The organism is Pseudomonas sp. DTU12.3 (assembly GCF_004124275.1).
Classification (GTDB): domain Bacteria; phylum Pseudomonadota; class Gammaproteobacteria; order Pseudomonadales; family Pseudomonadaceae; genus Aquipseudomonas; species Aquipseudomonas helmanticensis.
In genome coordinates, this window is the sequence record NZ_CP027218.1 from 4,305,124 (window position 1) to 4,317,251 (window position 12,128).

Annotated in this window: 14 protein-coding genes and 1 tRNA gene; 7 read left to right on the forward strand and 8 right to left on the reverse strand. The window is 57.0% G+C overall.

Annotated elements, in window-relative coordinates; translation table 11 throughout:
- Positions 1 to 6: 6 nt before the first annotated feature.
- Together C2E19_RS19595 and C2E19_RS19600 are read right to left on the reverse strand one after the other, a co-directional pair.
- Positions 7 to 963 (reverse strand): sugar ABC transporter substrate-binding protein, encoded by a 957-nt coding sequence (locus C2E19_RS19595; protein WP_129394694.1) that lies wholly within the window; start codon positions 961 to 963, stop codon positions 7 to 9.
- A gap of 200 nt (positions 964 to 1,163) precedes the next feature.
- A complete protein-coding gene (locus tag C2E19_RS19600) occupies positions 1,164 to 1,610 on the reverse strand; it encodes a hypothetical protein (protein ID WP_129394695.1) in 447 nt (148 codons plus the stop codon).
- Between the two features lie 349 nt (positions 1,611 to 1,959).
- Between C2E19_RS19600 and C2E19_RS19605 the strand changes: the two genes are divergently transcribed.
- From C2E19_RS19605 to C2E19_RS19615, 3 genes are all read left to right on the forward strand, one after another.
- Complete coding sequence (locus C2E19_RS19605; protein ID WP_129394696.1) at positions 1,960 to 3,048, forward strand: asparaginase; 1,089 nt, start codon at positions 1,960 to 1,962, stop codon at positions 3,046 to 3,048.
- Between the two features lie 198 nt (positions 3,049 to 3,246).
- Positions 3,247 to 3,516: a DUF1654 domain-containing protein gene (locus C2E19_RS19610; protein ID WP_166219800.1), complete on the forward strand. Its 270-nt coding sequence runs from the start codon at positions 3,247 to 3,249 to the stop codon at positions 3,514 to 3,516.
- 4 nt (positions 3,517 to 3,520) lie between these two features.
- Positions 3,521 to 4,210, forward strand: a complete 690-nt coding sequence (locus C2E19_RS19615; protein ID WP_129394697.1) for an endonuclease — start codon at positions 3,521 to 3,523, stop codon at positions 4,208 to 4,210.
- 57 nt (positions 4,211 to 4,267) lie between these two features.
- Here the strand turns inward: C2E19_RS19615 and C2E19_RS19620 are convergent, their stop codons facing one another.
- Positions 4,268 to 5,179 (reverse strand): siderophore-interacting protein, encoded by a 912-nt coding sequence (locus tag C2E19_RS19620; RefSeq protein WP_129394698.1) that lies wholly within the window; start codon positions 5,177 to 5,179, stop codon positions 4,268 to 4,270.
- An 87-nt stretch (positions 5,180 to 5,266) separates the two neighbouring features.
- Entirely contained in the window at positions 5,267 to 5,635 is a 369-nt protein-coding gene (locus C2E19_RS19625) for an SPOR domain-containing protein (RefSeq protein ID WP_129394699.1), read from the reverse strand.
- A gap of 250 nt (positions 5,636 to 5,885) precedes the next feature.
- Between C2E19_RS19625 and csrA the strand changes: the two genes are divergently transcribed.
- Positions 5,886 to 6,080 carry a carbon storage regulator CsrA gene (gene csrA, locus C2E19_RS19630; protein ID WP_003179932.1) on the forward strand — a complete coding sequence of 65 codons (195 nt, stop codon included), beginning with the start codon at positions 5,886 to 5,888 and terminating at the stop codon, positions 6,078 to 6,080.
- 219 nt (positions 6,081 to 6,299) lie between these two features.
- On the opposite strand, the gene C2E19_RS19635 is transcribed toward csrA, so the two are convergent.
- Entirely contained in the window at positions 6,300 to 6,755 is a 456-nt protein-coding gene (locus C2E19_RS19635; protein WP_129396153.1) for a DUF2214 family protein, read from the reverse strand.
- 438 nt (positions 6,756 to 7,193) lie between these two features.
- On the opposite strand from C2E19_RS19635, the gene C2E19_RS29240 reads away from it, so the two are divergent.
- Positions 7,194 to 7,733 (forward strand): hypothetical protein, encoded by a 540-nt coding sequence (locus C2E19_RS29240; RefSeq protein ID WP_256661224.1) that lies wholly within the window; start codon positions 7,194 to 7,196, stop codon positions 7,731 to 7,733.
- Between the two features lie 36 nt (positions 7,734 to 7,769).
- Positions 7,770 to 8,081, forward strand: a complete 312-nt coding sequence (locus tag C2E19_RS19645) for a hypothetical protein (RefSeq protein WP_256661225.1) — start codon at positions 7,770 to 7,772, stop codon at positions 8,079 to 8,081.
- Positions 8,082 to 8,221: 140 nt separating this feature from the next.
- Here C2E19_RS19645 and C2E19_RS19650 read toward each other — a convergent pair.
- Positions 8,222 to 8,298 (reverse strand) — tRNA-Val (locus C2E19_RS19650).
- A 183-nt stretch (positions 8,299 to 8,481) separates the two neighbouring features.
- Between C2E19_RS19650 and C2E19_RS19655 the strand changes: the two genes are divergently transcribed.
- Positions 8,482 to 9,765: an FAD-binding oxidoreductase gene (locus tag C2E19_RS19655; protein ID WP_129394700.1), complete on the forward strand. Its 1,284-nt coding sequence runs from the start codon at positions 8,482 to 8,484 to the stop codon at positions 9,763 to 9,765.
- A gap of 152 nt (positions 9,766 to 9,917) precedes the next feature.
- On the opposite strand, the gene C2E19_RS19660 is transcribed toward C2E19_RS19655, so the two are convergent.
- Together C2E19_RS19660 and C2E19_RS19665 are read right to left on the reverse strand one after the other, a co-directional pair.
- Entirely contained in the window at positions 9,918 to 10,889 is a 972-nt protein-coding gene (locus C2E19_RS19660; RefSeq protein ID WP_129394701.1) for an XdhC family protein, read from the reverse strand.
- A gap of 1 nt (position 10,890) precedes the next feature.
- Positions 10,891 to 12,126, reverse strand: coding sequence for a cytochrome c (locus tag C2E19_RS19665; RefSeq protein WP_129394702.1), 1,236 nt, complete (start codon positions 12,124 to 12,126; stop codon positions 10,891 to 10,893).
- Positions 12,127 to 12,128: the final 2 nt, after the last annotated feature.

Genomic DNA, 12,128 nt, shown 5'->3' on the forward strand with positions numbered 1-12,128 from the left:
GAAGACTTACTTGGTGACCAGCTCGACCGGTGTTTCGATCACGCCGTTGGCACCGCTGTCGACCTTCTCGCCCTTGATGATTTTCAGCGCAGTTTCGATACCGAACACAGCCTGCCTGGCGGCGAACTGATCGGCAGTCGCCAGCACGCGACCGTCTTTGAGCATTGGCTTGATGGCGTTGATGTTGTCGTAACCGACAACTTGCACCTGACCGGCCTTGCCGGCGGCGCGCACGGCGGAAACGGCGCCTACAGCCATGCTGTCGTTACCGGCCAGCAGAGCCTTGACGTCCGGGTATTCGCTGAGGATCGAAGCGGCAACCTTGTTGCCTTTGTCGATTTCCCAATCACCGGATTGCAGGGAAACGACCTTGATCTGCGCCGCGTCCATCGCGTCCTTGAAGCCAGCGGTACGCTGCTGGGCGTTGGTCGTGGTCGACACGCCTTCGATGATGCCGACCTGATCGCCGGCCTTGAGCTGCTTGGCCAGGTATTCACCGACCAGACGTGCGCCTTTACGGTTATCCGGGCCTACGAATGGCACACTGATGTTCTTGCTTTTGACGATTTGCGGATCGAGCTGGTTGTCGATGTTGATCACGGTAATACCGGCGTCGACGGCCTTCTTGATCACCGGCACCATGGCCTTGGAATCAGATGGCGCGATGACCAGGGCATTGACCTTGGCGAGGATCATTTGCTCGACGATCCGCGTTTGGCCAGCGGTGTCGGTCTCGTCCTTGATGCCGTTGGAGATCAAATCGAAATCGGCGGAATGTTCTTTTTGATAAGCCTTGGCGCCGTCTTCCATGGTCAGGAAGAATTCGTTGGCCAGAGACTTCATAACCAGCGCGACTTTGGGTTTTTCAGGGGATTCGGCGAACGCCGAAGAGACAGGGAGCGTGGCAGCGGCGGCGGCCAGCATAGCGACAGCGAGAAGACGTCCAGCAAATGGCAGCTTCATGGGTTCACTCCGATCTTATGATTATTGTGAGCAACGCTTGCGCTGGCGTAAGCTACGTCGCTTTCAGCCGAGAGACAGTGCATCGGGAAAGCCGCGCAAACGTTTGCGTAGACCGAACTATGCGAATCCCGCCGACATTTGTCAACAATCAGAAATCGTCATTTGTTGTAGGGCGAATCTGCTGACTCGCCCCTCGCTGTTTACGCCGTGGTGCTGACCAGGTTACCGCTGGTGGAATCCTTGGTCATTTCCTTGAGCAGTGCCGCCGCGACCTCCATCATCTCACCGCTGGTTTGCGCCATCTGCCCCTGAATGGACATCACCGCCTGCGACTTCGCTTCCGGCGTCGGATAACTCTGGGCCTGGGCCGCAGCCAAGCGCTGTTGCTGCTCCTGAAGCTGCTTCTGCAATTCCTGCATGCGCTTCAGCAGCATTTTGACCGTGACGCTCAGGTTATCGCCGCTTTCAGCTTTGCTGTCTGCTGGTGCGGCGCCGCCGGTTCTGACCTGGTTGCTTTCACCCTTGTCCGTACCCAACGCCTCAGCGGACGCGTCTGTCTGCCCCTCGCTCAAGGCATTGATGGTTGCTGCGGTTTTGCCGCCGATGGTGACGGCACCGGGGTTTGCCAAACCGATCGTCAGTGACATGTGGACTCCCTACATTTTAGTTTCCTTGAACCAGCATCGGCCTGAGTGAGGGTTTCTTTAGCAGAACAATCGAATCCGGCAAGCGGATACGTTCGACAGGATCGGTAGTCCTTTTCGGTGAACCGAACAAGAAAGTCTCCATTGTTCGGAAACCCGGACAAGCGCTTTGCATCACCTTTTACTCAATCATAAAAACTTGATTTAAATCATCAGGTTAAACATTTCCCTCAAGCAAAGTACGGCTGGTACAGATCCTGCTCTTCCCATAGCACTCCAGGCATTCAGATCAGCCCGGAGCGCATCTAGATGAACCTGCACCAGCACCGTCTCACTACTAGAGAGAAAAATAATGAAATCTGCTTTTAACACTTTGGTTCCGGGCGCTTTGGCCCTTCTCCTGCTCCTGCCCACCGCCCTTCAGGCAAAAGAAGTCGAAACCCAGGCCAAACTCGCCAACGTCGTGGTCCTTGCCACTGGCGGCACCATTGCCGGTGCCGGCGCGAGCGCTGCCAACAGCGCCACCTACCAGGCTGCCAAAGTTGGCATCGAGCAATTGATTGCCGGTATTCCCGAGCTGAACAAACTGGCCAATGTGCGCGGCGAACAGGTCATGCAGATTGCTTCGGAAAGCATCACCAATGACAACCTGCTGCAACTGGGTCGCCGTGTCGCCGAACTGGCTGACAGCAAAGACGTCGACGGCATCGTGATCACCCACGGCACCGACACTCTGGAAGAGACCGCCTACTTCCTCAATCTGGTCGAGAAGACCGACAAGCCGATCATCGTCGTTGGCTCGATGCGTCCGGGCACTGCCATGTCGGCAGATGGCATGCTCAACCTGTACAACGCCGTCGCTGTCGCCAGCAGCAAAGACGCTCGCGGCAAAGGCGTACTGGTGACCATGAACGATGAAATCCAGTCTGGTCGCGACGTCAGCAAAATGATCAACATCAAGACCGAGGCATTCAAAAGCGCCTGGGGTCCATTGGGTATGGTGGTCGAAGGCAAATCCTACTGGTTCCGCTTGCCAGCCAAGCGCCACACCATGGATTCCGAATTCGACATCAAGAACATCAAGAGCCTGCCTGACGTAGAAATCGCCTATTCCTACGGCAACGTAAGCGATACCGCCTACAAAGCACTGGCCCAATCCGGCGCCAAAGCGATTATCCACGCCGGTACTGGCAACGGTTCGGTGTCCTCCCGCGTGGTGCCAACCCTGCAAGCCCTGCGCAAGGATGGCGTACAGATCATTCGTTCGTCCCACGTCAACGCTGGCGGTTTTGTCCTGCGTAACGCCGAACAGCCTGATGACAAGTACGACTGGGTCGTCGCGCACGACCTGAACCCGCAAAAAGCGCGCATCCTGGCGATGGTCGCGCTGACCAAAACCAACGACAGCAAAGAGCTGCAACGGATGTTCTGGGAATACTGATTGACCTTCGCCCGGTCGATTCTCGATCGGGCACTCGGTTCACCACTCGCCTGCCTGGCGGGTGGTGCGTTGCTTACAACCCTTCTGCATTTTTCCTACAAAAAATTCGACACGACCTACACCAAATTAAGAAAACCGCTGTCAGAGGATTTTCTTGAATTTTAAGCAGTTGCGAAAATGCTTACAGTTAAATACTGTATGCACGTACAGCTTAATAAGGATAACCTCGTGGCCACCTCTCCTGATGCTCCTGACGCTTACGAACGCATGGGTATGCGCGTTCAGAAAATCATCAACTCCCCCACCGCACAAAAAGCCAAAGCCGCGCTGATCTTCCGTTTGCCGGATGAGCCGATGGATGAGTGGGAGCGCCTGCTCGAGGAAATCGACGAGAACGACAACGTCACCCTCGCCTACCGAGACGATGGCGGCGTGCAGATTTTTTGGGTTGTGCCGAAGGAAGATTGATTCAATGAGTGTCCGCTGTTTCGCTTTGCTGTTGTTGTTCGTCGCCATGGGGGCCCAGGCCGGCGCACCCCGCACATTCACCGAAGCCAAAAAGGTCGCCTGGAAGCTGTATGCGCCGCAGTCCACCGAGTTCTACTGCGGATGCAAATACACCGGCAACAAGGTCGATTTGAAAGCTTGCGGTTACGTACCGCGCAAAAACGCCAAACGCGCTTCGCGCATCGAGTGGGAGCACATCGTGCCGGCCTGGCAGTTTGGCCATCAGCGCCAATGCTGGCAGGACGGCGGACGCAAGAACTGCACACGCTATGACCCGTCCTACCAGAAAGCCGAGGCCGACCTGCACAACCTGGTGCCAAGCATCGGCGAGGTCAATGGTGACCGCAGCAACTTCAGTTACGGCTGGCTACCGGTGCAATCCGGCCAGTACGGTTCGTGCCTGACCCAGGTCGACTTCAAGGCGAAGAAGGTCATGCCCCGCCCGTCGATTCGCGGCATGATCGCCCGTACTTACTTCTACATGAGCAAGCAATATGGCTTGCGCCTGTCGAAACAGGATCGGCAATTGTACGAGGCGTGGGACAAGACCTACCCCGTGCAAGACTGGGAACGCCAGCGCAATCAGAGCGTGGCGTGTGTGATGGGACGCGGCAATGAGTTTGTCGGGCCAGTCAATCTGAAAGCCTGCGGTTAATCGGCCACACAATACAAAAAGGGCCTCGAACGTTATGTTCGAGGCCCTTTTTCATGCCTAGCTGCCAGACTTGTTGTAGCGCCAGTAACCCATCAGGTTGAGCGCTTCGCGTGGGATGTCGCACTCCTTGATCAGGTATTTGCGCAAACTCATGACCGCCGCACTCTCTCCTGCAATCCAGCCATAGAAACCAGCTGGTGCGGTGTCGGCGACTTCCCAGAGAATGTCTTTATCGATATCGACGTCCGCCAGCTCCACGGCCTGCCCCTCTGAAGATTTATGCACGGGCAAGATCGCTTGCCGCACGGCATCGACCATCAGTGCACCGGCGACCTCAGCATTGGCCTCATCACGGATCAACCATTGCACCGACAACCCAGGCCAGTCAGGCACGGCGAGCATGTCTTGCGCACTGTCGACTTCGAAGAAAGCCTGGGTTTGTGGTGGCTCGGCGAGGACCGCCAGTTCGTCGAGAATGCCCATCGCCGCCGGCAACGCCGTGGAATCGGCGACGAGTAGCAATTGCTTTAGCGCTTGCGGAGGTTTCCACTCGAACCCGCCGGTTTCCTGCGCTGAAAAACGCATGTCAGGGGCAAGAATCTGCATCGAATCGCCTGGTTGCGCGCGCAGGGCCCAACGCGATGCCGGACCGGTTTCACCGTGCAGAACGAAATCGATATCCACTTCGCCCTGTTCGGCGCGCAGGTGGCGAATGGTGTAGGTGCGCATCGCGGGGCGTCGATCGACCAGCATCGACTTGAAGCGCGCGTACCAACCTTCGTCCTGGGCAAGCTTTGAGTGCGAACCGTCAGCAGCAGGGAAAAACAGCTTTACCCGTTGATCCGGCGCCCACGTGGCCATTTCGGTAACGGGCGGGCCCGCCAGAGTGAGGCGCATCATGTGCGGACTCAATCGGGTTTTGCGCTGCAAGGTGACATCGAACAATTTGTAAGGATTGGCGGAGGCCATGGGGAGCTCCTTCTGGAAATCTTCGGCGATTACAAAGGAACGAATCGCGCTTGATGACCTTTAGGCAGCTCCGCCGAATGGAGCGTGTTACGGGGTGATTGGATGCTCGATGATGACCGATTCTACGTTCTGTTTTTTGGCTTTCACCAACGCCGCATCTACCTGCACCTTACGGGCTTCAGCTTCGGCCTGGGAATTGAACGGGCCAATCAGAATGCGCGTTTTGCCGCTGCTGTCCCTGACAACTGTTGGAACAAAAGCGTGTTCGATCAACCAGCCGCTCAGATCGCTGACGGCCTGAGGCGTTTCGCCACGAACTTCGAGATCCCACTGCGGAGCAGATGCCGCGGCAGGAGCTGTCGCGACCACCGTTTTCGGCTTTTGCTCGTCTAAACTCTTGCCTTCACCACACCCTGCCAGTGCCAGTGCCGCGACCAACCAGACCAATTTGCGCACAACGTTTCCCTCGGAATTCTCAAAGCGGCGATCTTAACATTCATAAATACTTCGCGAGCCCCGCAAAATGGGCACAAAACAACGAGATTGATGATTGCAGCCTCTGTATAGTTACGCCCTGGGAATTAATGCCGCATCTGCGCGTCAGAAAGAGGCACCCAAACCGTGAGACTTCGCACTAATCTATACGTACCACCGACCTCTGCACTGTCTGAATCAGGTGCCCTACAAAGCAATCAAGGAGAAGACCATGCTGATACTCACCCGCAAAGTCGGTGAAAGCATAAACATTGGTGATGACATCACTATCACCATTCTGGGCGTAAGCGGCCAACAGGTTCGCATCGGTATCAACGCTCCGAAAAACGTTGCCGTGCACCGCGAGGAGATTTACCAGCGCATTCAGGCAGGCCTGACCGCCCCGGACAAGCCACAAACTCCCTGAGACGCATCGCAGTCAGTAGCCAGTTCGTTTGCCTGCACGCAATGACTGGCTAAAGATTCACGCGCCGTTTTGCCATCCGCTTCCCAAGCTCCTTGGGTACGGCGCCTGACACATGCCCCCGCCGCGTTACCCTCCCGCCCTTTCTGCTGATCGATACTACCGAGCATTCTCAAGGCTGGCTGTCGGACATTTCCGATAGAGCACAGGGAATTCGCCTTCCTATCCGAACGTCACACCACGCGCCATGCCAGTGGCAGCAACCATCATCAGCACCAGCAGCAACGCCTCGACGTGACTGATGCGTGCGAACAGCTTTGCTCGCCCGGTATCGAGTACCGCCCCCCGCGCCTTGGCGATTCGCCATTTGATCAGCGCGACCATCGGCGCAAGCTCTATCAGCAGAATCAGCACGAACAGCGTCATCTTCAGATGAAACAGCGGCTGATGAAGATAATAGTCAGTGCCTTTTTCGTAACCGCCAAAGGCACGCATCCCACCTGTGATCAACAAGATCAGCGCGCAAATCCCCCAGACATTATCAGCCAGCAGAACCCGCCCGGCCTCCCCGGTCCCGGCTGCCAGGCGACTGAACGCTGTCCCACGCGTCAGTACCGCCCAAAAACCCAAGGCAAATGCCAGCAGATGAACAGCTGCAAGAAACCAATGAACCAGCATCGATAAACCCTCATCGCAAAGAGTTGAAAATCGGCCAGTCAGTAGTAGTTGAAAAAACAAGGATTTGCCTGCGGGGGTGTCGCCAGGCATTCAGGAGAGATCGAAACGAGAAATTCGGCCGATTGAGGCAAATCGCAGGCAAAAAAAATCCCAAGCAGCTGATGGAAGCTTGGGATTTAAAAATGCATAAACCGTGGTGGTGAACGCGGGGCGGATCTTACTGAATCATCCTGCACGTAACAACTTATTTTTGATAACCGGTCGGTTAAAAATAATCGTAAGTCGTTAAATATCCGCACTATTTTAAAGGATGCTGGCGACAGACGGTCAAAAATCAACCCTCCAGACATTCCAGGAATTGTTGACCAATACTTCTGCTCCGGAGGATTATTCGAGCGCAAATTTACACGGACAGTAACAATTGGAAAATTCTCGCCCATGGACAGGCAACTCTCTCCCCCTATTCGTCGTGAATGCCTGCGCATTCCATGCGCCACGCGCCCTCAGCCCGACTTCTCCCCCGGAACAGAAGACTTGATTGCGGAGGAAGGGTTAGCCATCTGCAGAAGCTTCAGTGGCGCCAAAAAATCAAACCGAACCGGATTGAGCCTTTTCCGTAAGCCGCGCGTTGCCATGATTCATTTTGCCAACGTCTTGAGCATCTTTGGCTGCTTCAGTTTTTTTGCCTGTGCAGCCGAGTTACCTATTACACAGGGAATGCCATTTCTGAGCGCACGAAAAGCGCTGCTCAAGCAGGGCTGGGAACCAAACTTGACGGATGAAATGGACCCCTACGGCTTAATGAAAACACTTAGAAATATGGGGGTCAGCGAAGTGCAGCGATGCACGGAAGGCGTTCAATACTGCGAGTTAAACTATAAAAGAAACAACGAATGCCTGGTCGTCAGCACAACAGGCGAAAAGGTCAAAGACATGAGAATCAACAATTGGGGCTTCAAATGCCGTGACACCGATTAAGGGCGACTCACAGTGAGATTCGCCCCTTGTGCTTGCATGTTGTTTTATTTTTCCAGCGCCATTGCCTGCGCATCAGATCTTCCAATCAAGCAAGGCATGCCTTTCTTAGCGGCACGGAGCGTATTGCTCCAGCACGACTGGAAGCCAAGTGCGGCGAAAGAGATGCAGCCGGTCGGCACGGCACTGGAACTTGAAAACATTGGAATTGTAGAAATCGAGCGGTGCACCCAAGGAGTGCAGTACTGCGAATTCCATTACAAAAAAGACAACGAATGCCTGGGCATCACGACGACAGGAGAAGAGGTAGAAGACCTGATCATTGATGCCTGGGATTTTGAATGCCAATAATCCTTCCAGACACAATCGCCCACACCGTCCAAGTGAACACACCCGAGACCTTTTGAGCGCTCCGCACAAATCGCAGACAACAAAAAAGGGCCCACCTTTCGGTGAGCCCTTCTAGACCGCCCAGCAGAGCGGATTTTGTTTGGTAGGCGCGATTGGACTCGAACCAACGACCCCCACCATGTCAAGGTGGTGCTCTAACCAACTGAGCTACGTGCCTGCTGTGAGGCGGCATTCTACGGAATTCCGGAGGGGTGTCAACACCTTTTTTTCACCTAACCCTATGAATATGCAAAATATTTAATTTCGGGTCGCTGAGGAAGATTTTCCGGTGGCTGGCGGAGGTTTTTCAACTCGGGTAGGATCGGCGCACTCGTAAAATATATTAAACAGAGGCTGCAGGATGGCGAACACCCCTTACCCAGAGTCTTATTACGCTGCGTCGGCCAACGCCGTACCGCCCCGCCCTGCCTTGCAGGATGATGTGGAGACGGACGTCTGTGTGATCGGCGCCGGGTATACCGGTTTGTCGTCTGCCCTGTTTCTGCTGGAGAACGGTTTTCGGGTGACGGTACTGGAAGCGGCCAAGGTCGGTTTCGGCGCTTCCGGGCGTAATGGCGGGCAGATCGTTAACAGTTATAGCCGTGACATCGACGTGATCGAACGTTCCGTTGGGCCGAAGCAGGCGCAGTTGCTCGGGCAGATGGCTTTCGAGGGCGGTCGGATCATTCGCGAGCGGGTGGCCAAATACAATATCCAGTGCGATCTGAAAGATGGTGGCGTGTTTGCTGCCCTGACTGCCAAGCAAATGGGGCACCTGGAATCGCAGAAGAGTCTCTGGGAGCGCTTTGGTCATACGCAACTGGAACTGCTCGATCAGCGCCGCATTCGCGAAGTGGTCGGGTGCGATCAGTATGTCGGCGGCATGCTCGATATGAGCGGCGGCCATATACATCCGCTGAACCTGGCGCTGGGTGAAGCGGCTGCGGTTGAGTCCCTCGGCGGCACTATCTATGAGCAATCGCCTGCCGTGCGCATCGAGCGCGGCGCCAACCCGGTCGTGCATACGCCGCAAGGCAAGGTCAGGGCCAAGTTCATCATTGTCGCCGGCAACGCTTACCTCGGTAATCTGGTGCCGGAACTGGCGGCCAAATCGATGCCGTGCGGCACGCAGGTGATCACTACCGAGCCGCTGGGTGACGAGTTGGCGAAAGCGTTGCTGCCGCAGGATTATTGCGTCGAAGACTGCAACTACCTGCTCGACTATTACCGCCTGACGGGCGACAAGCGTCTGATCTTCGGCGGCGGTGTCGTCTACGGTGCGCGCGATCCGGCGAACATCGAGGCGATCATCCGCCCGAAAATGCTCAAGGCGTTCCCGCAGCTTAAAGACGTGAAGATTGATTACGCCTGGACAGGAAATTTCCTGCTGACCTTGTCGCGCTTGCCGCAGGTTGGGCGCTTGGGCGACAACATTTATTACTCGCAGGGCTGCAGCGGCCATGGCGTGACGTACACGCATCTGGCAGGCAAGGTGTTGGCGGAGGCGTTGCGCGGTCAGGCCGAGCGTTTTGATGCGTTTGCCGATTTGCCGCATTACCCGTTCCCGGGCGGGCAGATGTTGCGCACGCCGTTTGCGGCGTTGGGGGCCTGGTATTACGGGTTGCGGGACAAGTACGGTTTTTAAATTCGAGCTATAGAAACCAATGTGGCGAGGGGATTTATCCCCGTTGGACTGCGTAGCAGTCCCCTTCTATACAAGAGGGGGCGCTTCGCACCCCAACGGGGCGGTGCGACGTTTCGCTAAATCCCCTCGCCACAAATGCATTTACCACTTAATCAGAGCTGATCGCGAGCAATGCCGCTGCGGATCCGCAGAATATCCGCGAGCACCGCCAAGGCAATCTCCGCCGGCGTCTTGCTGCCCAGGTTCAGACCGATTGGCGCATGAATCCGCGCCAGCTCACCCTCCCCCAGACCACCAATCCGCCGCAGGCGTTCGAAGCGCTTCTGCGAGGTCTGCAGCGAACCCATCACGCCAATGTAGAACGCTTCGGTGCGCACCGCTTCCATCATCGCCAGATCATCGATGCGTGGATCATGGGTCAACGCGACAACGGCGGTATCGCGGTGGCAGCCGCCATCGGCGATAAACACCGAAGGCAATTGCCGACGAATCTCCACGCCATCCAGCACCACGCCTTCTAGCACTTCATCACGCGGATCGCAGAGAATCACTTCAAACCCGAGGCCGACAGCAAACTCGGCACACGCCTGCGCCACGCTGGAATACCCGGCGAGCAGCAGACGCTGCGCCGCGCCAACGCGGATGCGTACCCGATCAATCTCGCGTTCGATCCGCGCACCCTGCTCGCGATCAGCGAACAGACTGCGTGCACCGTTGGCCAGATCGACTTCGCGAATCAGCCGACGCTGACCGAGCAGCGCCGATTCCAGTTCACGCAGATGCGCCTGCACCTCGCAGTCGGCGTCAAATTTCTCTACCAGCACATCGAGAATGCCGCCACAGGGCAGGCTGACCCGCGAACGCGGATCATCACCCTCGCCGTAGCGCACGACATTGACCGCATCGAGAAACGCCCCCTCGGCGACGCGCTCGAGAAAATCTTCCTCGACGCAGCCACCCGACAGCGAGCCGATCCACTGTCCGCCATCGTTCACCGCCAGCAGCGAACCTGGCGCACGCGGTGCCGAGCCGTAAGTCGTCAGCACGGTGCAGAGCCAGATGCGCTGCCCCGCCACCGACCACTCCAGCGCCCTTCGCACCACTTGTAGATCGAGATGCTGCATGTCAGTGGGCCTTGTGCTCGATGGACGGTGCGTCGGCTTGCAGCTTCTGCACCTCGCTCACTGCCAGCTCGGCGGACTGCCCGCCCCAACCTTGGCGCAGGTAGTTGAGCAGATCGGTCAGTTGTTCAGGACTGAGCTTGTCGGCGAAACCCGGCATCGGCTGCATGCGCTCGAACCCGGAAAACTTCTGCTCGCCGATACCATCTTCGATCACGCGCAACAGGTTGCGTGGGTCTTCCAGACGCAACGTGGTGTTGCCGCGCATGGCCACCGCGATGTGCGGTTTGCCTTCGCCACCGACCGCATGGCAACCGGCGCAGACGTTCAGATATGCCTGCTGGCCGCGCTGGGCACTGGCGCCGAGTTTCTCGACTGGCACTTCAACCAACGCCTTGGCTGCCGGCGGCTTGTCGCCGAGCAGGAACGTTGCCATCGCCGCCAGATCGGTATCGCTCAGGCCTTGCGTGCTGTTGTGGAACACCGGGAACATCTCGTTGAACATCGTCCCTTGCGCGCTCATGCCGTGCTTGAGGAACGTGCCCAGATCCTGCTCGTTCCAGCCGCGAGCGGCCAGGTCGGTGGCCAGCAGGCTCGGCGCCAGGTAACCATTGAGAATGCCGCCGGTGAGGCGTTTGTCCAACTGCATCGCGCCAGGCAGGCCGCGTGGCGTGTGGCATTCGCCGCAGTGACCAAGGACTTCGACCATGTACTGGCCGCGCTTCCACGCTTCACTTTTGCCTTCGGCCGGCTGCAGTTTCAGGTCTTTGCCGTACATAATGTTCCAGCCGATCAGGCCCGGACGCACATTGAACGGAAAGCTCAGGCTGGTGACCGGTGCTGCGCGCTCGATCGGCTCGACGGTTTTCAGGTATGCATGGATCGCGTCCGAATCTTCACGCGGCATCAGGTGATACGAGGTGTACGGCATCGCCGGATAAAGGTTCGCACCATCACGACGCTTGCCTTCGGTCAGCGCAGCAAAGAACTCGTCATCGTTGTACAAACCGATGCCATGCTCCTTGCTCGGGGTGATGTTGGTGCCGTAGATCGTGCCGAACGGCGAGACAATCGGCAGGCCGCCCGCAAACGGCGCGCCACCCGGAGCGGTGTGGCAAGCCATGCAATCGGCGGCGCGAGCGAGATACTCGCCGCGCTTGACCTGATCATCGGCGTGAGCGAACAACACCGGCGCGGCGAGGCCGACTGCCAGGGTCAGGCGGGTCAGAAAAAGCTTCATGC